We start from the raw sequence: 22,099 nt of genomic DNA on the forward strand, positions 1-22,099 counted from the left end.
CAGCATTATGCGGCCGCTTTCGCGCTGCGGATCGCCTCCCACACCTTGATGGGCGACAGCGGCGTATTCATCTGCGTGACGCCATAGGGCGCCAGCGCATCGAGCACGCCGTTGACGACGCAAGGCGGTCCGCCGATCGCACCGCTTTCGCCGCAGCCCTTGGCGCCGATCGGATTGGTGACGCAGGGCGCCGAGCCATCCAGCGTGACATTCATCCACGGCAGATCGCCGGCGCGCGGGATGCAGTAGTCCTGATAGGTTGCGGTGATGAGCTGGCCGTCCTCGTCGTAATGGACATTCTCATACAGCGCCTGGCCGATGCCCTGCGCCACGCCGCCATGGATCTGGCCGGTCACCAGCATCGGATTCACCGCCACGCCGACATCGTCCACCGTGGTGTAGCGCACCACATTGGTGATGCCGGTTTCGGGGTCGATCTCGACCTCGCAGATATGCGTGCCATTCGGCCAGCTCGGTGCATCGACTTCGCCGGTCGAGTCCACGCTCAGCCCGGCGCCGCCTTCGGCCTTGGCGATCTCGAACAGGCTGACGCGCTTGTCGGTGCCGACCACGGTGAGAAAGCCATCGACATATTCGATATCCTCTACCGAGGCCTCGAGCATGTTGGACGCCTTCTCGCGCGCCTTCTTGATCAGGTCCTGCGTGGAGACCACCGCCGCCGTGCCGCCGACGAACAGCGAGCGCGAGCCCACGCTCCCGAAGCCGAGTGCCACGTCGGTGTCGCCCTGCACCACGTCGATCGTGTTGATGTCGATACCGAGCGACGTCGCGACCATCTGCGAGTAAGCAGTCTGCAGTCCCTGCCCCATGGCCATGGTGCCGGAATAGAGAATGACGCGGCCATTGGCCGTCGCGGTCAGCGTCACCTTCTCGGTGTGGTTACGGCCACCGGTCCATTCGATATAGCTGGTGAGGCCGCGGCCATAGAGCATGCCACGCTTCTTCGCGTCTTTCTTGCGCGCAGCAAAACCGTCCCAGTCGGACAGCTCCGACGCACGCTCCAGCATATGCGCGAAGGCACCGCTGTCATACACTTGGCCAACCGCGTTCTTGTAGGGAAACTGCGTCGGCTTGATGTAGTTCACCTTGCGGATCGTGCGCGGGTCCATGCCGATCTGCCGCGCGGCGGCATCGAGCAACCGCTCCATGATGAACACCGCCTCGGGCCGTCCCGCGCCACGATAGGCACCGACCGGCGCGGTGTTGGTCATCACGGCCTTGATCTCGTAATGCACGTCCGGCACGTCATAGACGCTGGTCTGCACGAACGGCCCGAGCACCAGTGGAATGATAACACCCGTGCCTGAGAGATAAGCGCCGGTGCCGCCCAGCGACTTCACACGATAGGCCTGGATGCGGCCCTTGGCGTCGAGCGCGAGTTCGGCGGTCGAGGTCAGATCGCGGCCATGGGTGCCGCCGACGAAATCGTCGGTGCGATCGCCGCGCCAGCGGATGGTCTTGCCGAGCTTCACCGCCGCGTAAGCGACGATGCCGTCTTCCGGATAGAGGCTGGTCTTCTGCCCGAAGCCGCCACCGATATCACCGACCACCAGACGGATCGAATCTTTCGGTCGCTTTAGGATCGCATCCGCAATGATGTCGCGCGTCGCCATCGGCGTCTGCGACTGCACATAGACGGTCAGACGACCGGTCTTCTTGTCCACTTCCGCGATCGTGCTGCGCGGCTCCATCGCCGATGGCACCAGTCGCTGGCTGACGATATCGAGCGACACCGTGTGCTTGGCGCTCGCGAAGATCGCCTCGATCTTGGCGGCGTCGCCATAGCTCATGGAGGCTGCAATATTGTCGGGCGCCGCATCCCACACGGCCGGCGCGCCATCCGCAATCGCCGCGGTCGGATCGACCACAGCCGGCAACACATCGTAATCGACTTCCACGGCTTCGGCAGCCAGCTGTGCCGCCTGACGCGACGTTGCGATCACCGCCGCGACGCCCTCGCCGGCATAGCGCACCGCTTCATGCGCCAGCAGACGGCGCGGCGGGAATTTCATGTCGGAGCCATCAGGCCGCTTGAAGATGTTCAGCGTCGGCAGCGTGCCGACATCGTCGGCGATCAGATCCGCACCAGTGATGATCGCCTGCACGCCCGGCATCGCCTTGGCGGCCTCGACATTCACGCCGGTGATCTTCGCATGCGCATGCGGCGAGCGCAGTACATGCAGCCACAGCGCGCCGTCTTCCGGCTTGTCGTCGATGAAATGGCCTTGCCCGGTGAGGAGACGCTGATCTTCGAGGCGCTTGGGAGACAGACCGGCGCCGAAACGCAGGTTGGCAGGCAAAATATTCATCAGGCGTCCTTGGATGGGCCGTTCGGGCGAGTTGGCCGGACCTTGCCCGAAAAACCCATGCGCGCCAACCGCATTGCGGCAGGCCAGAACGCCCTGATTTGCATGCCGAATATTGTTACACTGACCCTAGGACGGATGAGCGCAGCGTCATTCGCCGCGCAGTTTCCGTCATGAATTCGTCCCGCGGATGACGGCTTCGCCTCATCCGCCCTACGGTTACATGTCAGCGAGCACCCGCTCGACCACCTTGCGCTCGTCCACCGTCAGGGCCGGCTGCGGCGCCACGGGATCGCCGACGTCATAGCCCTGAATGACAAGGCCGGCCTTGATGCAGGCCGCGAGATTATAGCGCGCAAAGGCCTCGTTGATCCCCCACAGCTGCCGCTGCAGCACCATGGCTTCGTCCCAGCGCTGCGCCTTGCAGAGGTCATAAAGTCGCACGCTCTGCTTCGGCACCACGCAGGCCGGACCGGCCATCCAGCCGACGCCGCCGATCATCATCACAGCGGCGGGAATATGTGCGGAGGCCGCAAACACACTGAGCTTGTCGCCGCTGCGATTGATGATCGACAGCAGCCGTCCCGTATTGGTGGAGGCATCCTTGATGTAATTGATGCGCGGATGGTCAGCGAGCCGCGCGACAACGTCGAGCGTCAGGTCGGACCGCTGGAATTGCGGATTGGTATAGATCACCACCGGAATATCGACGGCATCAGCGATGGCGCGGAAGTAGGATTCGATCTGCGCATCCTTGAGCGGGAAATAGGCTTCGAGGATGGCGAGAATGCCGTTGGCACCGAGCTTCTGATACGACTTTGCCTGCGCCACCGCATCAACCGTCGAGGTCGAGGCCACCCCGGCGATGACGGGCACGCGGCCATTGGCGGCGTCGATGGTGGTCTGCACGACGGAACGCCGCTGCTCGCGATTGAGATAGGCGAATTCGCCGGTAGAGCCGAGCGGCGTCAGCCCATGCACGCCGGATTTGATGAGATCGTCACACAGCCGCCCAAGCACATCGGTGCGGATACGGCCTTCGGCATCGGTGGGCGAAACGAGATAGGGAAATACGCCGTGAAAACTGTTCATTCAATCATGCCTTGCAGTCATATCTTGGGAGTAAAATTCTCGATCACGCGCAGCAAAACGCGCGCGCCTGCATCGACATCGGCCTCGTCCACATGCTCGGCCGGATTATGACTGATGCCGCCACGACAACGTACGAATAGCATCGCGATGTCTGCGATGTCGATCATCGCCATCCCGTCATGGCCGGCGCCGCTGGGCAGCTCGAACGCACGAAAGCCTTCCGCCGTGATCGCCGCACCAATCTGGTTTTGCAGCCATGGCGCACAGGGCGCCGTGCGGTTTTCATGGGTGACGTTGATCTGCAGATCGAGCTGACGCTGCTTCGCAATGGTCTCGATCTCGCGCACGATGTCGGTCACTGCCATCTTGCGATAGCTGTCCTTTGGCGCGCGGATGTCGAGCGTGAACGACACCAGCCCCGGAATGACATTTGTCGCCCCCGGCATCGCATTGATATAGCCCACGGTGCCGACCAGCCCGCCGCGATCGGAACGGCAGAACTCCTCCACCGCGACGATGCATTCCGCCGCCCCCGTCAGCGCATCGCGCCGCATCGCCATCGGCACGGTGCCGGCATGACCGGCGGTGCCGTGCAGTTCGACCGCGAGCCGCGTCGCACCGGCGATCGCCGTGACGACGCCCACGGGCAGCTTCTGCGCCTCCAGCACCGGCCCCTGCTCGATATGCAGTTCGAGATAGGCCAGCACCTCCACCGGCGCCCGTGCGGCGGCACCGATATGATCGGGATCGAGCCCGAACGCGACCATGGCCTCACGCATGGAGACGCCGTCGCGGTCGCGACTTGCCAGCGCGCTTTCCACAAAGGTGCCCGCCACCGCGCGACTGCCGAGCAGCGTCGAGGCGAAGCGTGTGCCCTCTTCATCGGCGAAGGCCACGATCTCGATGGCGAATGGCAGCCGCACCTTGCGGCGGTTGAGATCGCCGACACAGGCGATGGCCGTGACGACACCGAGCGGCCCGTCCCACTTGCCCGCATCGCGCACGCTGTCGTAATGCGAGCCCAGCATCAGGCATGGCGCACCGAGCTTGGTGCCTTCATAGCGCCCGCACACATTCCCGATCGCGTCGATCCGCGCCAGCATGCCGGCCTGCTGCATCCAGGTGACCAGCACCTCCGCGGCCGCACGATGCTCCTTCGAGAGAAACACGCGCGTGAGATTGTCCGGCGCCTCGGAGATCGCGGCGAGCTGGTCGATGCGCTGGACGATGTCCGCGCCGAGCGATCCGTTGTGTCTATGGTTGTCTGTCATCACGATCCCGGCCACTCGATCTCATGCCACCGTAGCAGATTCCGCCGCATGGCTGGCAAGGGCGGCGACGCTCCTAACCTCTCCCCGCATCTTGCGCGGGGAGAGGTCGGCGCGTAGCGCCGGGTGAGGGGCATGGCACGCGATCCGCGACAGGCCCAGTCCATCGGAATGGTGCGGCCGTCCAATCGCAGACCCATCGGCCCGAGAGCGCATCAGTATCGCGAACCGCGTGCCCCGCCCCTCACCCGCCGCGAAGACGCGGCGACCTCTCCCCGTCAAGAACGGGGAGAGGTCGGACATCACCCCCGTCCCACCGTGCATTCGATCTGCCCGTGCGGTTCTTCCGTTGGTAGGAACACATCGTTGTTGTTGTCGAGGCCGAAGCCGGACAGATTCATCAGGATGAAATGCAGGTTCGGGCACGCCATGCTGATCTCGGAAATCTCCGGCACCGCAGCCAGCGCCTTTTCGCCCATGCGATACAGGCTGTTCTGCACGCTCGGACTATAGGTGGTGGCGAACTCTTTCAACAGCACCTCGAGTATCTTCGCATTGGTCGCCCTGTAGTCCGCCGGCACGCCCGACCATGTCCATGACGCCACCATGGATGTCGCCGCAATGCGATCACTGGTCGGCTGAATGGTGGAATATTTGTCGGTGTAGTAATTCTCCCAACCCGATTGGGTGGACTTCATGAAGGTGAACGTGTCGAGCCCCGAGCTCATGGTGACGCCATCGCGCGTCGCATGCAGTTCGACGAACGGCTTGCCATTGTCGTCGCGCACAAAACTGTGCGGATGCGGCACGCCGTCGATCACCAGCCGGGTCCATTTGGTCTCATGCGCGGTGATGGCCACCGACTTCGCCTGCGGATAGAGATCGAGATAGCGCTGCGCCAGCACCTGGCAGAACGGCTCGGTCTGCAGCGCGGTGTTCTCCCGCGCCACCACATTGACGATGTTCTTGATGGTATCCGTGGAGGTCGATGTCGAATTGTCGGCATCCGTATAGGCGCGGCCGAAATCGCCCTCCAGCATGACCTTGAGGCTGAGCTGGCTCACCTCCTGCTTGTCGCCGTCGCGATGGACGCGCATGATGCGCACCCGGCCCTTGCCATAGCGGTTCTTGATGAGTGGCACGCGCGACCTCCGACTGTTGCTGACGGGCGCTCCGGAATATCCGGGCGCCGCGGGTTCCGGCTCGCTATTTCCAGCAACCTTCGTGCCGCCGGTCAAGCGCGGTCCGCCGTGGCACGCCGTTTGTATCTGATGATCATAATGCCTTGGTTTTTCATGACGTAAGCAAGGGGGATCCATCGATGACTGCCACCGTCCATCCCGTTGACGAAGTTCTGCCGACGCCGCGGCTGGTCGCGCTCGGCCTCCAGCATGTGCTGGTGATGTATGCGGGTGCCGTCGCCGTGCCCCTGATCATCGGTCGCGCGCTGAAATTGCCGCCACAGGACGTCGCTTTCCTGATTTCCGCCGACCTGTTCGCCTGCGGCATCGCCACGCTGGTGCAGTGCCTCGGCTTTCCCGGTGTCGGCATCCGCCTGCCCGTGATGATGGGCGTCACGTTCGCCTCGGTCGGCCCGATGCTCTCCATGGCCACGTCGCCGGAGATCGGGCTGCTCGGCATTTATGGATCGGTGATTGCTGCCGGAATCTTCGGCATCATTGTCGCGCCTTTCATCAGCCGGCTGCTGCCGCTGTTTCCACCCGTGGTCACCGGCACCATCATCATGGTGATCGGAATCTCGCTGATGCGCGTCGGCATCAACTGGGCCGGTGGCGGACTACCGACATTGACCAAGATGATCGACGGCGTGCCGCACAGCTTTCCCAATCCGGGCTACGGGCAGTTGCAGGGCCTCGGCATCGCGCTGTTCGTGCTGCTGGTGATCCTGGCGTTGATCAAATGGGGCAAGGGTTTTATCGCCAATGTCTCGGTGCTGCTCGGCATCGTCGCCGGCGCCATTCTCGCCAGCCTGCTCGGCGTGATGCATTTCGACAAGGTGGCTGCCGCGCCCTGGGGCGACATCGTGCTGCCCTTCCATTTCGGCGTACCGCAATTCCATCTCATCCCCGTCGTCACCATGTGCATCGTCATGGTCGTGGTGATGATCGAATCCCTCGGCATGTTCCTCGCGCTCGGCGAGCTCACCGGCAAGACGGTGGACCGCCACGACCTCACCAAGGGCCTGCGCGCCGACGGCGTCGGCACGCTGATCGGTGGTGTCTTCAACACCTTCCCCTATACGTCCTTCTCGCAGAATGTCGGCCTGGTCGGCGTCACCGGCGTGCGCTCGCGCTGGGTCACGGTGGCCGGCGGCGTCATCATGCTGGCGCTCGGATTGTTGCCGAAGATGGCCGCCTTGGTGGAAGCCGTGCCGCTGGTCGTGCTCGGCGGCGCCGGACTCGTGATGTTCGGCATGGTCGCTGCCACCGGCGCACGCATTCTCACCGCGGTGGATTTCAAGACCAACAGCTACAATCTGTTCATCGTCGCCATCTCGGTCGGCTTCGGCATGATCCCGCTGGTGGCGCCGAACTTCTTCAAGGCGCTGCCGCACGACCTGCATCCGCTGCTGGAGTCCGGCATTCTGCTCTCGGCCCTCGTGGCGGTCATGCTGAATGCGTTCTTCAACGGATTGGGAAGCGCGGAGAGCGCGAAGGCGGAAGCCGCGGGAGCTGCGGCCGCAGCGACGCATTGAGGCCACCAAACTCCGCCCTCATCCTGAGGAGCCGCGTAGCGGCGTCTCGAAAGATGGCCGCACACTCCGAGCCAGGCCAGCTCATGGTTCGAGACGGCGCTGCGCGCCTCCTCACCATGAGGGGCTGGAGTTTATGAGGGGCGGAGTGGTTCTCAACTCCCCCGATACGTCCCGTAACTCCACGGCGTCACCAGCAGTGGCACGTGGAGATGCCCTTCCGGCTCATAGACCGAAAACCGCAGCGGGATCTCATCCAAGAACGGCGGATCCGACAACGGTACGCCGCGCGCCGCGAAATACGCACCGACCTTGAATGTCAGCTCATAGCGCCCGATCGGCATCGGCCGCCCGCCGATCAGCGGCACATCGGTGCGGCCATCGTGATTGGTGAGCGTGCGCGCGATCACCCGGCTGGCACCGAGCTTCGATAGTTCGACGAGTTCGACCTCGATCCCTTCCGCCGGGCGACCACTATGCGTATCGAGCACATGGGTCGAGAGCCGCCCATGCACCTTGAGCGGATTGTCGCCCTTCACCAGCAGGTCCGTGCGCAAAGCCGCAATCTTGCAGATCTCCGCGATCGACGCGGCGACTTCCGTTGCAGCATCATTCGGCAGCCGCTGCGCGAAATTGGCGAGGATGGAATCCTTGGTGTGGCGGCGGACGCAGACGATATAGGGGAAACCGAATTTATCGCGATAGGCCGTGTTCACCCGCTCGAACGCGTCATATTCGGCCTCCGACAACCGATCGAGCCCGACGCTGTTCTGTTCGGCATTGGACTCCGCCGTGAGCAGATCACCGCGCTGGGTCTTGTCGGCGAGATCGGGATGCGCCTTGATCAAGGCCAGTCGCTGGCCGGGCTCGGCGTCTTCGACCACCTTACGCATGGTCGCAAACAATTCGCTGACACCGGCGAATGGGCGCTTGTCCGCCGCAGCCTCCGCAATCCACGGCGAATATTCGAAGATATTCGCGAGGGCCGTGACGAAGTCCGCCTTGCTGCATGAATTGAGGTGAGCGAGCGTCGTCCCGGTCATGCGTGGCCCCTATCCGATCGCGCGCGCGTCTGCCGCGAGATGTTTCAAATTCGCGTGCCAGTGCTCGGCAATCTGCAGCCGCGTCGGCACCCACACTTTGTCGTGGCTCGTGATGTAATCGAGAAACCGCATCAGCGAGGCCGCGCGGCCCGGCCGTCCCACGAGGCGGCAATGCAGGCCCACCGTCATCATCTTCGGCGATGTCGCGCCTTCCGCATAGAGCACGTCGAACGAGTCCTTCAGATAGGAGAAGAATTGCTCGCCGGTGCTGAAACCCTGCGGATTGGTGAAACGCATGTCATTGGCGTCCAACGTGTAGGGAATGATGAGCTGTGGCTCGCTTGGCCCCTTGATCCAGTAGGGCAGATCATCGGCATAGGAGTCACTGAGATATTTGAAGCCGCCGGTGTCCATCAAAAGCCGCAGCGTGTTGATGGAGCTGCGGCCGGTGTACCAGCCGGTCGGTCGCGCGCCCGTCACCTCGGTATGCACCCGGATCGCCTCGGCGATCTCGAAGCGCTCCTCGGGCTCCGACATGTCCTTGTGCTCGATCCATTTCAGGCTGTGGCTGGCGATATCCCACTTCGCTTCCAGCATGGCAGCGACGATCTCGGGATTGCGCTGCAGCGCCGTGGCGACGCCGAACACAGTGGTCGGCAGGCCGCGCTCGGAAAACATCCGGAACAGTCGCCAGAAGCCTGCGCGCGAGCCGTATTCGAACATGCTTTCGATATTGGCATGGCGCTGACCCGGCCAGGGCTGCGCGCCCAGCACGTCAGACAGAAACGCCTCCGAGGCGCGATCACCATGCAGGATGTTGTTCTCGCCGCCCTCCTCGAAGTTGACGACGAATTGCACGGCCACGCGCGCGCCGCCCGGCCATTTCGGATCGGGCGGCGTGCGGCCGTAGCCGCGCAAATCGCGCGGATAGTCGCTCATCAATCCACCAGCTCGATGCGAACCTTTTGCGCGCCCTTCCACAGCACCGTCTTGCCCATCTCCTTCAGCTTGTCGAGATTGGAGGTGATGGTGATGAAGTGGTTGCCGGCGAGCTGGCCCATCTTGCTGGCGAAATGCACGCCGCTATAGGCGAGCAGGATCTCGGTCTCGCTGATCCCGCCGGGATACAGGATCATGTGGCCTGGCGCCGGGAACGAGGTGTGATTCTCGTAATCGACACCGAAGTCGAGATCGCCGAGCGGCATCCACACGCCCTCGCCGCTCCAGCGCACATGGATCGCCTGGCTGTCGAACGGCATCGCCTTCTTGAAGGCGGCGACGGTCTTCGGCGCATCCTCGTCCTCGAATTTCGCATCGAAGGTGAAGTCGCCGATATGGACTTTGAGCTGGCTCATGCGGGCTTGTCTCGCGTGTCGGGGGAATTGAACGATGGGTCCAGTGTGCAGGTGCGTGATGAAGATGCAAGAGTGGAGCGTATCTCTCCGTGTCGTTGCCCGGCTTGACCGGGCAACCCAGTCAACACCGGCGTCTCGGATAAAGCCGTCTGGTCAGTGTCTACTGGATCGCCCGCATTCGCGGGCGATGACAGTTGGAGCAAATTCGTTCTTCTTTTGTCCTTGACAAAATTCCCATCCTCGCCATTATCCCGCTTGTCCCGTTCGCGAGGGGCGCTCTCATGAGGCGTCTTTTGGGCGGAACGTGGATGCGGCGCCTGCGGGCGGGAGGCTCACGCGGCCTCACGCACTCGGGTGGTCGAGGGTCACCGTCCGGCCCCACTAAGGGGGTCTGCCGCTAGCGCGGCTGGACGTGGTGCGGGTGAAGGCAGGGAAACCTGCCGGATGTCTCCCAATGGGAGTGCCCAGTACCCGGAAGAACGGTCCTTCGACTAGCAAGACGTCGCGGTGGCGCGCCGTAAGGCGTTGCGCGGCTCCGGTTTGCTGGCGATCCAGCAGCAGGAGCAGCGTCCAGTCCCACCCAGTGCGCCTTGCGGCGTGCCACCTCCCCTCATGTCTCGAGGGGAGAATGCTCACACCTCGGACGCCACAGGCGCCGCGAGAACGCGGACTCATGATTTCAGGAATGACGGGGCTGTTTGACAGGTTGATCAGGACGTCCCGCACCGGCAGGAGTGCTCCCTCCCCCAAGCGGCGCAGCCGCGCAGCGGGGAGGGCCGGGGTGGGGTCTATCCCCACGTAAGAGAGAGTTTGTGGAAACAACCCACCCGTCTCGAAGCTCGCTGAACGCTCGCGTCTCACCACCCTCCCCGCTGCGCCGCTTCGCGGCTTGGGGGAGGGAAAAGTCTCCTTACCGCTCATCACTCAGCGGCGGCCGGAACGTCAGCGGCTCTTCTGTCGCCCGCTTGCGCGCCCGCTCCACCGCTTCGGCAAAATCCTTTGCATCGAACCACGGCAGATCGCGCATCGGCGCGTCGAGATCCTCGCCCCAGATCTGCGACACCTCGATATCGAATTTCATATTATGCTTCTTGCTGACAGCCTGAACACCGTAACCGGTGACAGCCCACTGCCGGCCGAGCCAGAACACGTCGCGATGTAGTACCACGCCCCTTACGCCTACTTCCCCAAACCATCGCCCGAAGACGACGGCAGCCTCGTCTCCACAGCAAAATCCATGGAGCGAGGCCGTTCGAATCCTCTTGTTCTTCAAGAACACGATGCCGCGCGCAAAAAGCGGCGGCAGTACGACAACAGCACGTGGTGCTAGATGTGGCTACCCTGACGCGGCGATGGCTGCTGTGCCTTCTGCGCCCGCTCGGCATCGGCCTTGTTTGCCTCGTGCCGCCCGATCACGCAACCCGCAACGGCGCCGACCTTGCCATGTCCTGCGTAATGACCGGCGATGCCGCCGATGATCGCGCCCTTGATACATCCCTTGGCTTCAGCGGCAACAGACGAAAGCACCAGGCCCATCACGGCGGTGCATAGCAGCAATTTTTTCATGGGAATTCTCCACAGGCGCGATCACCAACAAGCCGAAACCGATCGCTTTGTTCCATCTGTCGAAACGCGCATTGCTCGCATCTGCAAACCGATTCGTGCCATAGATGGCCAAAATCAAAGGGGACGAGACACACGATGCCAGCACCCAAGCCACCCGCTTTCGAAACGCTGAGCCTGCATGCGGGCCAGCATCCCGATCCCGTCACCGGATCGCGCGCGGTGCCGATCCATCAAACAACATCCTTCGTGTTTCAGGACACCGATCACGCCGCCGCTTTGTTCAATCTCGAACGCGCCGGGCACATCTATACCCGCATCTCCAATCCGACCATCGCGGTGCTCGAAGAGCGCCTGGCCGCATTGGAGAACGGCGTCGGCGCCGTCTGCACCGCATCAGGCATGGCAGCACTCCATCTCGCCATCGCGACCATCCTCAATGCCGGCGATCACATCGTGGCGTCCTCGTCGCTCTATGGCGGCACCATCAATCTGCTCGCACACACGCTGCCGCGCTTCGGCATCACCACGACTTTCGTGAAGCCGCGCGATCTCGATGCCTTCAAGGCGGCGATCAAGCCGAACACGAAGCTCGTGATCGGCGAGACCATCGGCAATCCCGGCCTGGAGGTACTCGACATTCCCGCCGTCGCGGACATTGCCCATGCCGCGAAGATTCCGCTGCTAATCGACAACACATTCGCGACGCCCTTCCTGTCGCGCCCGCTCGATCTCGGCGCCGACATCGTCATGAATTCGACGACCAAATGGATCGGTGGCCATGGCATCGCCATCGGCGGCGTGATCGTCGATGCCGGCCGCTTCGACTGGCGCGCCTCCGGCAAATTCCCGCAGCTCACCGAACCCTATGCCGGCTATCACGGCATCGTCTTCGACGAACAGTTCGGCACTGCCGCTTTCATCATGCGCGCCCGCACCGAAGGCCTTCGCGATTTTGGCGCGTGCCTCTCGCCGACCAATGCGTTCCAGCTCCTGCAAGGCGTCGAGACGCTCGCCATCCGCATGGAGCGCCATGTCGCGAACACCAGCGCGGTACTGGCCGCGCTCACCGCCAACAAAGCCGTCGATTGGGTGCTGCATCCCTCGCTGGAAAACCATCCCGATCATGCGCTGGCGAAAACGCTGCTGCCGCGCGGCGCCGGCTCCATCATCTCCTTCGGCATCAAGGGCGGACGTCCCGCGGGACGCAAATTCATCGAGGCACTGAAACTCACCAGCCATCTCGCCAATGTCGGCGATGCCAAGACGCTGGTGATCCACCCGGCCTCGACGACCCATCAGCAGATGGATGCCGAACAACTGAAGGCCGCCGGCATCGGCGAAGAGCTGATCCGCCTCTCCGTCGGCATCGAGGCCGCGCAGGACATCATCGACGATCTCGCGCAGGCGCTGCGCTTCTCGCAGAAGGGCTGAGCCGATGCAGATCACGGTCAATGGTCACGACACCTTTGTCGCCAATGGCGGCCGCACCTTCGATCCATCATTGCCCGTCGTCGTGCTGCTGCACGGCGCTGGCTTCGACAGCTCCACCTGGGCGCTGCATACGCGCTGGTTCGCGCATCATGGCTATGCGGTGCTCGCGCCAGATCTTCCCGGCCATGGCCGCAGCGGTGGCGACGCACTCACGACCATCGGCGATCTCGCCGACTGGACTGCCGCACTGATCATCGCAGCAGGCGCAAAGCAGGCGCGCCTCATCGGCCACTCCATGGGCTCGCTGATCGCGCTGGAGACCGCCGCGCGCCATCCCGACAAGGTCACGCGCCTCGACCTGCTCGGCACGGCGGCAACGATGACCGTCGGTCCCGATCTGCTGAAAGACGCCGAAGCCAACGAACATTCGGCCATCGACATGGTCTCGATCTGGGGTCTCGGCATGCGCGCCGAACTCGGCGGCAGTCTCGCGCCGGGCCTGTGGATGCATACCGGCGCGCAGCGCGTGCTGGAGGCGACGAAGCCCGGCGTGCTGCATGCCGATCTCAATGCCTGCAATGCGTACCAGAATGCCCTCGCTGCGGCGGCAGCCATCAAGATCCCGGTGACGCTAATCCTCGGCGAACGAGACATGATGACCCCTGCCAAATCCGGCAAGGCGCTGGCGGCAGCAATCACCGAGGCGCGCACGGTGATTCTTCCCGCCACCGGCCACATGATGATGGTCGAGCGTCCCGACGAGGTTCTCGCCGCACTCAGCAGCTAGAACCAAAGCCGTCATTGCGAGCGCAGCGAAGCAATCCAGTTCTTCCTTCGCGTGGTTTCTGGATTGCTTCGTCGCTGTCGCTCCTCGCAATGACGAGCATATGCCTGTTGCGCAGCGCGTCACGCTGTGCCACTAAAAAACCGTCATCGGTGCCTCCGCGAGGAGGTGAAACGGGAATGCGGTGTGGGGGAGAACTCCCCCTGATGCCGCGGCTGCCCCCGCAACTGTAAGCAGTTGGCCCGGATCCTTGAAGCCACTGAGCATGCTCGGGAAGGCGGATCCGGAAAGCACTGCGAGCCAGGAGACCGGCCGGAGACATGACTGAACACGTTCGACGGTGGGTCGACGGCAAGGAATCTCATGTCTATCCGTATGGTCGCTGCGACTGGCGCAGCGATTCTGGCTGTGTCTGCACATCAGGCACAGGCGCAATCCAGTCCTCAGGAACTCTCAGAAGTCGTCGTCACCGCAAGCCGTGCGCCGGAGCCGCTTAGCGCAACAGGCAGCGCCATCAGCGTGGTCTCGGGCGAGACCATCGCGACATCCAATCCCGGCTCGCTGGTCGATGCGCTGCGCAGCGTGCCTGGCATTGATATTTCTGAAAATGGCGGCCCCGGCGGCACGGCGAATGTGCGCATGCGCGGCGCCAATACCGGCCAGACGCTGGTGATGATCGACGGCATCCGCGTCAACGATCCCACGGCGGCGTCCGGCGATTTTGAATTTGCCATGTTCGCGCCCTCTGCCATCGATCGTATCGAGGTGCTGCGCGGCCCGCAAAGCGCGCTGTATGGCTCGGACGCCATGGGCGGCGTGATCAATATCATCACCAAGAAAGGCTCGGGCCCCGCGCAGTTCAATGTCCGCACCGAAGCCGGCAGCTATGGCACCGTGGTGACGCAAGGCTCGCTGCTCGGCACCAATGGTCCGTGGTCCTATGCCTTCACCGGCGGCGGCCAGCACTCCAACGGTTTTTCCCGCTACGGCTATCGCATCCCGGCACTCGAGGCGCGCTTCCCGAATCTCGAACGCGACGGTTTCGACCGCGTCGGCGGCAGTGCGCGCATCGGCTATGACGCCGGCGAAGGCATTCGGCTCGAAGCCGGCACCGTGCAGTCCTTCACGCGCGCGGCCTATGACGCGGCCACCGGCACGTTCCCGGATACGCCGGCATCGGCCGATCGCCTGCTGCAGACCATCTATGGCCGCGTCGGCATCGACTCCTTCGGCGGCATTCTCACGCATAACGTGACGGTGTCGAACACCCATACCGAACGCTCGTTCACCGACTACACCTATCGCACCAATATGCTGCCGCAGAATACGACGGTGAAGACGTCGGATTATTGGGGCAACAGCCTCGGCGCGGAATATCAAGCCAATCTGAAGCTCGGTGGTTTCGGCACCTTGATCTACGGCGCCAAGACGCAGAGCGAGACGGCGCAGACCTTCTCCACCAATGTGCTGCCCATCGCCGGCCTGATGACGCCGCTGCTGGCGAAGCAGCAGGACACCAATTCGGCTTTCGCTTTGTGGTCACTGCCGATCGGCGAGCGTCTGAACATCACGCTGGGTGGCCGTGTCGATGACGTGGTCAATGTCGCGCGTTTCGAGACGTGGCGCGCAACGGCGGCCTACAACATCGCGGAGACCGGCACCAAACTGCGCGCCAGCGCCGGCACCGGCGCCAAGGCGCCGACCTTGTTCCAGCTCTACGACACCACCTATGGCAGCCTCAACCTGACGCCGGAAACCAGCTTCGGCTATGACGCCGGCATCGATCAGAGCCTGTTCGACGGCCGTGTCGTGCTCTCGGTGACGGGCTTTGCCAATGACTTCAGCAACCTTATCAACTTCGTCAGCGATGCCTCGCGTCCGCTCGGCTACTACACCAATGTCGCCCGTGCCGAGACGAGCGGCCTTGAAGTCGGCGCCAATATCGATGTGATTCCAGGCCTCGTGAAGATCAATGCGGCCTATACCTATCTGCATGCTGTCGATCTCACCACCGGCCTGACCCTGGCACGTCGCCCGCAGAACCTGGCGCGTTTCGCTGTCACCATCACGCCGAATGATCGCTGGCTGATCGAGCCCCGCATCACGACGGTGTCGAAGCGCTACAGTGCCGCCAACGAGACCAATGTCGTCGATGCCTATACCCGCGTCGATCTCTATAGCGAATACAAGCTCGACGCGAACTGGAAGGTGTTCGCCCGCGGCGAAAACATCCTCAATGAGCGCTACCAGGAAGTGCTGAACTTCGGTACGACTGGCCCGGCACTCTATGCAGGATTCAACGCCACATGGTGACCGGACAGTCAGCAGCAAGACGAACGATGATCGCCACCGCGGCACTTGCCGCGCTGGTGGTTGCGTTGCTGCTGGCGTCGCTCGGTACCGGCCCTGTTCGCCTGCCGCCGCTGACGGTGCTCGATGCGCTGTTCGGCGGCGGCACCGATGTGCATCAGATCATCGTTCGCGAGATCCGATTGCCGCGCGCGATCCTCGCGCTCGCCATCGGTGCCATTCTCGGCCTGTCCGGTGCCGCGCTGCAAGGCCTCCTGCGCAATCCGCTCGCCTCACCATCACTGTTCGGCGCACCGCAATCGGCGGCCTTCGGCGCCGTGCTGATGATCTCGCTCGGTCTCGCCGATGTCCGTTCATGGGCATTGCCCGTCGCGGGGATCACGATGGCCTTCGCATCGGTCTTCGTGCTGCTCACCATCGCAGGCCGCAATGCCGGACTGCTCTTGCTGATCCTCGCGGGCCTCGCGATATCGAGTCTCGCGGGTGCCGCGACGGCGCTGGTGATGAACCTGTCGCCAAATCCCTTTGCCGCGCTTGAGATCGCGTTCTGGCTGCTTGGTTCACTGGAAGACCGCAGCTTCCGCCATGTGACGCTGGCGCTGCCTTTCATCATGGCCGGTGCAGTGATCCTGATGAGCCAGCGCTCTGCCTTCCGCGCTCTCAGCCTCGGCGAGGAGACTGCGCAGAGCCTCGGCGTAAATGTTGCGCGCCTGCGGCTTCTCGTCATTATCGGTGTCGCCCTCGGCGTTGGCGGTGCTGTCGCCGTGGCCGGCACCATCGGCTTCATCGGTCTGATCGCACCGCATCTGATGCGCCCGATTATCGGCCATGATCCGGCACGCCTGTTGATCCCGAGCGCACTCACCGGCGCCGCCCTGCTGCTCGCAGCCGATATCGCGGTGCGCATCATTCCATCGACTACGGACATCAAGGTCGGCGTGCTCACCTCGATCATCGGCGTGCCATTCTTCCTCTATCTGATCATGCGCGAACGCCGCGCACTCGGCGGAGGCATCGCATGAGCGAAGCGCATCTGCTCACCGCAACTGATCTGAACGTCACGCTCTCCAGCCGACGCGTGCTGGAGAACGTCTCGCTATCATTGGCGAGCGGCCATCTCGTCGCCCTTGTCGGCCCGAACGGCGCCGGCAAGACGACACTGCTGCGCGCCCTCGCCGGCCTGCAGCCATCGACCGGCCACATCGTGGTCGATGGCACCGCGCTGGCCGATCTGTCGCTGCGCGAGCGCGCCAAGCGTTTCGGCTATCTGCCGCAAGGCCATCTCGTGCATTGGCCACTGGTGGCCAAGGACGTCGTCGCGCTCGGTCGCTATCCCCATGGCGGCACCGATCCCGCGCGACTGGCACCTGCCGATCAGGCCGCGGTCCAGCGCGCCATGCAGGCAACCGATACGATCGGCTTCGCCGACCGGATCGTCACCGAACTCTCGGGCGGCGAACGCAGCCGCGTGGCGCTCGCGCGCGTGCTCGCCGTCGAGGCGCCCATCGTGCTCGCCGACGAGCCGACCGCCTCGCTCGATCCGCGCTATCAGCTGGACGTGATGACGAACCTCCGCCGCACAGCCGATAAAGGCGTGCTGGTGATCGTCGTCACCCACGATCTCGGCCTCGCCGCGCGCTTTGCAGATACGGTGCTGGTGATGTCGAACGGCCGCCTCGTCGCCCAGGCCGCGCCCGACGAGGCACTGTCCGATACGATCCTTGCCGACGTGTTCCGGATCGGTGCCTACCGCGCCGCGCATGGCAGCGAGACCGTGATCATGCCCTGGTCGGGAGTGTGAGCGATGTCGCTATGGCGCCAGTGCTGCCGCGAGACGATCCAGCGCCTTGGCATCTTCAGGCAGGCCGAAACGCAGCAGCTCGTTCGACCAGTCGAAACTGCGACACCAGATTCGCTTCTGCGCGAGCTTGCGATGCACGGCCAACGCCTCGCGATGCCGCACGAGCCGATAGAGCGACGTGCCGCCGATCACTGCAAAGCCGGCATCCTGCAAAATACCGTCGAGCTTGATCGCCTGCGCCGCGAGCTGAATGCGCGTCTGCATCGCCCAGGGCGCATCCTTCAGCGCCTTGGTGCCCACATGCAAAGCCGGACCGGACACGGCCCACGGACCGAGAAGGGTGCGGATGCTGTTCGCAATATCCGGTGTCGAAATAGCAAAGCCCAGCCGAACGCCGGCAAGACCATAGAATTTGCCGAACGAACGCAGCACCACGATCGGCAACCGGCCGCAGGACGCGATCGCGCTGATGCCGGCTTCCACATCGGCAAAGGCCTCATCGACGACCAGCCAGCCGCCGCGCCGTTGCAGCACAGCCGCGATTTCAGCGAGACGATGCGGATCGACGATGCGACCATCGGGATTGTTGGGATTGACGATGACCGCATGCGTCGCATGCGCCGGCAATTCAGCGAGATCGCCAATCGCCGCGATGGCATGGCCGGCATCGCCCCAGGCCGCGGAATGTTCGTTATAGGTCGGGCCGACAACTGCAACGGCACCATCTTTGGCAAGCCGCGGCAGCAGCTGGATCAGCGCCTGCGTGCCACCCGCAGCAACGATGCCGGCGCCTTCAGGCACGCGATAGGTCGCGCGCGCGGCAGCGAGCAGCGCCTGCTCATCGGCACGCGCCGGCAGCCTTTGCCAGGCACTGTCCGGCAGCTTGCGGATCGGATAAGGCCAAGGATTGATGCCGGTCGAAAGATCCAGCCATTCGTCCGCTGCGCCGCCGAATTCGGCCATCGCCTGGGTGAGATCGCCACCATGTTTCATGCGTCCCTCATGCCATCATATCGCGCCAAGCGCGAGAGGCTTTGCGCGGCCGTCGCTGCGGCATTCCTGCTATTTGCAAACGGCGCGGCGCCTGCAGCCGATGCGCCTCGTCTGGCCTCGATCAATCTGTGCACGGATCAGTTGCTCGTCACCCTCGCCGATCCCGACCAGATTCTTGGCCTCAGCCCGTTTGCGCGCGATCCATTTCGTTCCTGGGACAAGAACAAGGCAGCGCAATTCCGCCTTCTCTCCGGCGAAGCGGAGGATGTGCTCGCCTTGAAGCCCGACGTGGTGGTCGCCGGCCGTTTCACCAAGCGGGCGACCCGCGAGCTCCTGAAAGACAAAGGGCTGAAAGTTGCCGAATTCGATCCGGCCCGCTCGCTCGACGACGTCAAGAAGCAATTGCGCCAGATGGGCGCACTGGTGAAACATCCCGAACGCGCCGAATCTGAAATTGCCAAACTCGATGCTGCCATCGCCCATGCGCGCGCTGCCGCGCGGCGCACATCCCTGCGCGTGCTTTCCGTGTCGCGGCGCGGCTGGGTCTCCGGCGGCGACAATCTCACCACCTCGCTATTATCGGCTGTCGGGCTGCAAAATGCCGGCGGCGAACTCGGCCTCAAGGCCGGCGGCTTTGCCTCGCTGGAAGCCATCATCACCCTGAAGCCCGATCTGCTGCTGGTCACCGACACGACCGACTTCGCCGAAGACGAAGGCCGCGCCTTCCTGCTGCATCCCGCGCTGGAAAAGACCTATCCGCCATCGAAGCGCCTGGTGCTGCCGGAGCGTCTCATGGCCTGCGGCGGCCCGACCATGGTCGAGGCGCTGGATCACCTGTCCGCTGAAATCAACCGCGTGGCGCCGTGATGCTGGTGCATGGCGATGCGCTTCTGCTGGTGGTCGCAGCCCTGCTGTTCGATGCCGTGATCGGTGATCCCGACTGGCTGTGGCGCCGCGCGCCGCATCCGGTGGTGTGGATCGGTCATGGCATCGGCTGGCTGGAGCGTCAGCTCAATCGGGAGAACTGGTCGAAGCGAGCACGTAAGATCGCGGGTGTGCTGACGGTCATCGTCCTTGTCAGCACTGCACTCCTGGTCGGTGCCCTGCTCTCGGACCTTCTGCACGGCTATTGGATCGGCTTCATGGCTGAGGCTCTCATCGCCTCGACATTGATTGCGCAGCGCAGCCTGTATCAGCACGTCGCCCGCGTGCATCGCGCCTTCGTTGAATGCGGCCTGCCGGCTGCCCGCAAATCCGTCGCCATGATCGTCGGCCGCGATCCGGAACGCCTCGACGAATCCGGCGTGGCGCGCGCCGCCATCGAATCCACCGCGGAGAATTTCTCCGACGGCATCGTCGCGCCGGTGTTCTGGCTCGCGCTGCTCGGCCTGCCCGGCCTGATCGCCTACAAGGCCATCAATACGGCCGACTCCATGATCGGCCATCGCACCGATCGCTATATCGATTTCGGCTGGGCTGCGGCCAGGCTCGACGATCTCGTCAATCTCGTACCGGCACGGCTGTCCGGTGTACTGGTCGCGCTCGCTGCTCCCGTGGTACGCGGATCGATCACGGCGTCGTTCAGGACCATGCTGCGCGATGCGCGCAAACATCGCTCGCCGAATGCCGGCTGGCCGGAAAGCGCCATGGCCGGCGCGTTAGACATCGCCCTGTCAGGCCCGCGCGTCTACGCGGAAGGCGCAGCAAACGAGCCCTATCTCAACGCGGATGGCCGCGTCGCCGAGCCCGACGACATCCGCCGCGCGCTGCACGTCTATGCGGCGGCGTGCGGACTGGACATGTTGATCTACGCCCTGCTGGCATTTGCACTCTGACGCGTACGCGCGATCGCGATCAGCGCGTCGATATCGAGATGTTTCTCGCAATGGTCCGCCAGCGCATCGAGCGCGGCTTCGATTTGCGCATCATAAGCGAGCGATGATGCGATGCCGAGTTGCGCCAGCCACGCCTTGCGAAAGGCATCGCCGGTGAACAGGCCATGCACATAGGTGCCCTGCACGCGGCCATCGCGCGAGATCGCGCCATCGGGGCGATCTTCGATCGTGAGCAGCGGCCGCGCACAATCCGCGCCGCTGCTGCGACCGAGATGGATTTCATAACCCTCGACGGCAGCCCCGGTCGCAAGATGCGTGCCGGACACCAGCGTCGTCGATTTGCTGCCGCTCATCACGGTCTCGATATCGAGCAGGCCAAGCCCGTCCACGTCACCCGGCGCGCCATCGACGCCATCGGGATCCCTGATGCGGCCACCAAGCATCTGATAGCCGCCGCACAGGCCGAGCACATGGCCGCCACGACGCACATGAGCAGCAATGTCGATGTCCCAACCTTGCGCGCGCAGAAAAGCGAGATCGCCGATGGTGGATTTGCTGCCGGGGATGATGACCACATCGGCATTGCCCGGAATGGCCTCGCCGGGCCTGACGAAGACGAGCTTGACGCCGGGCTCCATGCCGAGCGGATCGAGATCGTCGAAATTGGCGATCCGCGCGAGAACAGGCACCGCGATCACACGCGTAGCGCTGGAGCTCTGCGCGCGATCGAGATCGACGGCGTCTTCAGCCGGCAGCATCGCAGCCTGCGGCAGCCATGGCAGGACGCCGATCGACGACCATCCGGTGAAGGCCGTGATCGATGTCAGCCCATCGTCGAACAGGCTGGGATCGCCGCGAAACTTGTTGACGATGAAGCCATGGATGCGCGCACGCTCGTCCGGCTCCAGCACCAGATGCGTGCCGGCCAGCGACGCAATGACACCGCCGCGATCGATATCGCCGGCGAGCACGACGGGAACATCAGCTGCCGCCGCAAAGCCCATATTGGCGATGTCACCCTTGCGCAGATTGATCTCCGCCGGGCTGCCGGCGCCTTCGACAAGCACGATGTCCGCCTGATCGGCGAGCAGCGAAAAACTCTCCAGCACGGCCGGCAGCAATGCGGCCTTCTTCTCCAGATAATTCTTCGCCCGCAGCGTGCCCCAGCGCTGGCCCTGCACGATCACCTGCGATCCCGTATCGGTCTCCGGCTTCAGCAGCACGGGGTTCATATGCACGCTGGGCGCCAGCCGAGCGGCGCGGGCCTGCACCGCCTGCGCGCGGCCGATCTCGCCGCCATCGACGGCGACGGCCGCATTGTTCGACATGTTCTGCGGCTTGAACGGCGCGACCTTGAGCCCGCGCCGCACCAATGCCCGCGCCAGCCCGGCGACGATCGTCGACTTGCCGGCATTGGAGCCGGTCGCCTGGATCATCAAAGCGGGCGTGGTGCGGTTCATGGCTGCCTCAAACTCGACTGTCATCCCCGCGAAAGCGGGGATCCATAGACACCGAATGCGTGGCGACGCTCCGTCGCGGCGACGCCGTTTCAATAACGAGCTCGGATGTTATGGATCCCCG

Annotated in this window: 19 protein-coding genes and 1 riboswitch; of the genes, 8 read left to right on the plus strand and 11 right to left on the minus strand. The window is 63.8% G+C overall.

The genetic code is table 11. The features are described from left to right. Positions 1-5: 5 nt before the first annotated feature. From ACIQ2A_RS10910 to pucL, 4 genes are all read right to left on the minus strand, one after another. Positions 6-2,330 carry a xanthine dehydrogenase family protein molybdopterin-binding subunit gene (locus ACIQ2A_RS10910; RefSeq protein WP_398478818.1) on the minus strand — a complete coding sequence of 775 codons (2,325 nt, stop codon included), beginning with the start codon at positions 2,328-2,330 and terminating at the stop codon, positions 6-8. Between the two features lie 216 nt (positions 2,331-2,546). Next, the gene (locus ACIQ2A_RS10915; protein ID WP_398478820.1) at positions 2,547-3,419 is read right to left on the minus strand and encodes a dihydrodipicolinate synthase family protein; all 873 of its coding nucleotides are present in this window, start codon (positions 3,417-3,419) and stop codon (positions 2,547-2,549) included. 17 nt (positions 3,420-3,436) lie between these two features. Further along, positions 3,437-4,690: an allantoate amidohydrolase gene (locus tag ACIQ2A_RS10920; protein ID WP_398478822.1), complete on the minus strand. Its 1,254-nt coding sequence runs from the start codon at positions 4,688-4,690 to the stop codon at positions 3,437-3,439. 299 nt (positions 4,691-4,989) lie between these two features. Next, a complete protein-coding gene (gene pucL, locus ACIQ2A_RS10925) occupies positions 4,990-5,829 on the minus strand; it encodes a factor-independent urate hydroxylase (protein ID WP_398478824.1) in 840 nt (279 codons plus the stop codon). A gap of 179 nt (positions 5,830-6,008) precedes the next feature. Here pucL and ACIQ2A_RS10930 point away from each other — a divergent pair, with 179 nt between their 5' ends. Beyond that, entirely contained in the window at positions 6,009-7,403 is a 1,395-nt protein-coding gene (locus ACIQ2A_RS10930; protein ID WP_398478826.1) for a nucleobase:cation symporter-2 family protein, read from the plus strand. A gap of 152 nt (positions 7,404-7,555) precedes the next feature. Here ACIQ2A_RS10930 and uraD read toward each other — a convergent pair whose 3' ends face one another. The 5 genes from uraD to ACIQ2A_RS10955 all read right to left on the minus strand — a co-directional run bounded on the left by uraD (position 7,556) and on the right by ACIQ2A_RS10955 (position 11,364). Further along, positions 7,556-8,443: a 2-oxo-4-hydroxy-4-carboxy-5-ureidoimidazoline decarboxylase gene (gene uraD, locus ACIQ2A_RS10935; protein WP_398478828.1), complete on the minus strand. Its 888-nt coding sequence runs from the start codon at positions 8,441-8,443 to the stop codon at positions 7,556-7,558. Positions 8,444-8,452: 9 nt separating this feature from the next. Continuing rightward, positions 8,453-9,382 carry an allantoinase PuuE gene (gene puuE, locus ACIQ2A_RS10940; RefSeq protein WP_398478830.1) on the minus strand — a complete coding sequence of 310 codons (930 nt, stop codon included), beginning with the start codon at positions 9,380-9,382 and terminating at the stop codon, positions 8,453-8,455. Next, positions 9,382-9,798: a DUF3830 family protein gene (locus ACIQ2A_RS10945; RefSeq protein ID WP_398478833.1), complete on the minus strand. Its 417-nt coding sequence runs from the start codon at positions 9,796-9,798 to the stop codon at positions 9,382-9,384. The genes puuE and ACIQ2A_RS10945 overlap by 1 nt, the downstream gene beginning before the upstream one ends. A gap of 910 nt (positions 9,799-10,708) precedes the next feature. Beyond that, positions 10,709-10,966, minus strand: a complete 258-nt coding sequence (locus ACIQ2A_RS10950; RefSeq protein WP_398478835.1) for a hypothetical protein — start codon at positions 10,964-10,966, stop codon at positions 10,709-10,711. Between the two features lie 158 nt (positions 10,967-11,124). Continuing rightward, the gene (locus ACIQ2A_RS10955; RefSeq protein WP_398478837.1) at positions 11,125-11,364 is read right to left on the minus strand and encodes a hypothetical protein; all 240 of its coding nucleotides are present in this window, start codon (positions 11,362-11,364) and stop codon (positions 11,125-11,127) included. A 135-nt stretch (positions 11,365-11,499) separates the two neighbouring features. Here ACIQ2A_RS10955 and ACIQ2A_RS10960 point away from each other — a divergent pair, with 135 nt between their 5' ends. The 5 genes from ACIQ2A_RS10960 to ACIQ2A_RS10980 all read left to right on the plus strand — a co-directional run bounded on the left by ACIQ2A_RS10960 (position 11,500) and on the right by ACIQ2A_RS10980 (position 17,690). Beyond that, positions 11,500-12,795 (plus strand): O-acetylhomoserine aminocarboxypropyltransferase, encoded by a 1,296-nt coding sequence (locus tag ACIQ2A_RS10960; protein WP_398478839.1) that lies wholly within the window; start codon positions 11,500-11,502, stop codon positions 12,793-12,795. 4 nt (positions 12,796-12,799) lie between these two features. Continuing rightward, positions 12,800-13,582, plus strand: coding sequence for an alpha/beta fold hydrolase (locus ACIQ2A_RS10965; RefSeq protein ID WP_398478841.1), 783 nt, complete (start codon positions 12,800-12,802; stop codon positions 13,580-13,582). A 130-nt stretch (positions 13,583-13,712) separates the two neighbouring features. Next, positions 13,713-13,911, plus strand: a riboswitch (cobalamin riboswitch). Between the two features lie 31 nt (positions 13,912-13,942). After that, positions 13,943-15,892 (plus strand): TonB-dependent receptor plug domain-containing protein, encoded by a 1,950-nt coding sequence (locus ACIQ2A_RS10970; protein ID WP_398478843.1) that lies wholly within the window; start codon positions 13,943-13,945, stop codon positions 15,890-15,892. Between the two features lie 26 nt (positions 15,893-15,918). Continuing rightward, positions 15,919-16,911 (plus strand): FecCD family ABC transporter permease, encoded by a 993-nt coding sequence (locus tag ACIQ2A_RS10975; protein ID WP_398478845.1) that lies wholly within the window; start codon positions 15,919-15,921, stop codon positions 16,909-16,911. Next, a complete protein-coding gene (locus ACIQ2A_RS10980; RefSeq protein ID WP_398478847.1) occupies positions 16,908-17,690 on the plus strand; it encodes an ABC transporter ATP-binding protein in 783 nt (260 codons plus the stop codon). Before ACIQ2A_RS10975 ends, ACIQ2A_RS10980 begins: the two co-directional genes overlap by 4 nt. A 9-nt stretch (positions 17,691-17,699) precedes the next feature. Here the strand turns inward: ACIQ2A_RS10980 and cobD are convergent, their stop codons facing one another. Beyond that, on the minus strand, positions 17,700-18,683 hold the full coding sequence (gene cobD / locus ACIQ2A_RS10985; RefSeq protein WP_398478849.1) for a threonine-phosphate decarboxylase CobD: 984 nt from the start codon (positions 18,681-18,683) through the stop codon (positions 17,700-17,702). 9 nt (positions 18,684-18,692) lie between these two features. Between cobD and ACIQ2A_RS10990 the strand changes: the two genes are divergently transcribed. Together ACIQ2A_RS10990 and cbiB are read left to right on the plus strand one after the other, a co-directional pair. After that, positions 18,693-19,550 carry an ABC transporter substrate-binding protein gene (locus ACIQ2A_RS10990; RefSeq protein WP_398478851.1) on the plus strand — a complete coding sequence of 286 codons (858 nt, stop codon included), beginning with the start codon at positions 18,693-18,695 and terminating at the stop codon, positions 19,548-19,550. Beyond that, entirely contained in the window at positions 19,550-20,518 is a 969-nt protein-coding gene (cbiB, locus tag ACIQ2A_RS10995; RefSeq protein WP_398478853.1) for an adenosylcobinamide-phosphate synthase CbiB, read from the plus strand. Before ACIQ2A_RS10990 ends, cbiB begins: the two co-directional genes overlap by 1 nt. On the opposite strand, the gene ACIQ2A_RS11000 is transcribed toward cbiB, so the two are convergent. Further along, positions 20,491-21,978 carry a cobyric acid synthase gene (locus tag ACIQ2A_RS11000; RefSeq protein ID WP_398478855.1) on the minus strand — a complete coding sequence of 496 codons (1,488 nt, stop codon included), beginning with the start codon at positions 21,976-21,978 and terminating at the stop codon, positions 20,491-20,493. The genes cbiB and ACIQ2A_RS11000 overlap by 28 nt on opposite strands. Positions 21,979-22,099: the final 121 nt, after the last annotated feature.

The sequence above is a fragment of the Tardiphaga sp. genome (assembly GCF_044336785.1).
In the GTDB taxonomy this organism is placed as follows: Bacteria; Pseudomonadota; Alphaproteobacteria; order Rhizobiales; family Xanthobacteraceae; genus Tardiphaga.

What these genes read in the sequence shown, in the direction of transcription:
- ACIQ2A_RS11000 (WP_398478855.1), bottom strand. Translation starts at nt 21,978, where the DNA reads ATGAACCGCACCACGCCCGCTTTGATGATCCAGGCGACCGGCTCCAAT.
- ACIQ2A_RS10960 (WP_398478839.1), top strand. Translation starts at nt 11,500, where the DNA reads ATGCCAGCACCCAAGCCACCCGCTTTCGAAACGCTGAGCCTGCATGCG.
- ACIQ2A_RS10980 (WP_398478847.1), top strand. Translation starts at nt 16,908, where the DNA reads ATGAGCGAAGCGCATCTGCTCACCGCAACTGATCTGAACGTCACGCTC.
- cobD (WP_398478849.1), bottom strand. Translation starts at nt 18,683, where the DNA reads ATGAAACATGGTGGCGATCTCACCCAGGCGATGGCCGAATTCGGCGGC.
- ACIQ2A_RS10990 (WP_398478851.1), top strand. Translation starts at nt 18,693, where the DNA reads ATGCCATCATATCGCGCCAAGCGCGAGAGGCTTTGCGCGGCCGTCGCT.
- ACIQ2A_RS10910 (WP_398478818.1), bottom strand. Translation starts at nt 2,330, where the DNA reads ATGAATATTTTGCCTGCCAACCTGCGTTTCGGCGCCGGTCTGTCTCCC.
- cbiB (WP_398478853.1), top strand. Translation starts at nt 19,550, where the DNA reads ATGCTGGTGCATGGCGATGCGCTTCTGCTGGTGGTCGCAGCCCTGCTG.
- ACIQ2A_RS10965 (WP_398478841.1), top strand. Translation starts at nt 12,800, where the DNA reads ATGCAGATCACGGTCAATGGTCACGACACCTTTGTCGCCAATGGCGGC.
- ACIQ2A_RS10945 (WP_398478833.1), bottom strand. Translation starts at nt 9,798, where the DNA reads ATGAGCCAGCTCAAAGTCCATATCGGCGACTTCACCTTCGATGCGAAA.
- puuE (WP_398478830.1), bottom strand. Translation starts at nt 9,382, where the DNA reads ATGAGCGACTATCCGCGCGATTTGCGCGGCTACGGCCGCACGCCGCCC.
- uraD (WP_398478828.1), bottom strand. Translation starts at nt 8,443, where the DNA reads ATGACCGGGACGACGCTCGCTCACCTCAATTCATGCAGCAAGGCGGAC.
- ACIQ2A_RS10930 (WP_398478826.1), top strand. Translation starts at nt 6,009, where the DNA reads ATGACTGCCACCGTCCATCCCGTTGACGAAGTTCTGCCGACGCCGCGG.
- ACIQ2A_RS10975 (WP_398478845.1), top strand. Translation starts at nt 15,919, where the DNA reads ATGATCGCCACCGCGGCACTTGCCGCGCTGGTGGTTGCGTTGCTGCTG.
- ACIQ2A_RS10915 (WP_398478820.1), bottom strand. Translation starts at nt 3,419, where the DNA reads ATGAACAGTTTTCACGGCGTATTTCCCTATCTCGTTTCGCCCACCGAT.
- ACIQ2A_RS10920 (WP_398478822.1), bottom strand. Translation starts at nt 4,690, where the DNA reads ATGACAGACAACCATAGACACAACGGATCGCTCGGCGCGGACATCGTC.
- ACIQ2A_RS10970 (WP_398478843.1), top strand. Translation starts at nt 13,943, where the DNA reads ATGTCTATCCGTATGGTCGCTGCGACTGGCGCAGCGATTCTGGCTGTG.
- ACIQ2A_RS10955 (WP_398478837.1), bottom strand. Translation starts at nt 11,364, where the DNA reads ATGAAAAAATTGCTGCTATGCACCGCCGTGATGGGCCTGGTGCTTTCG.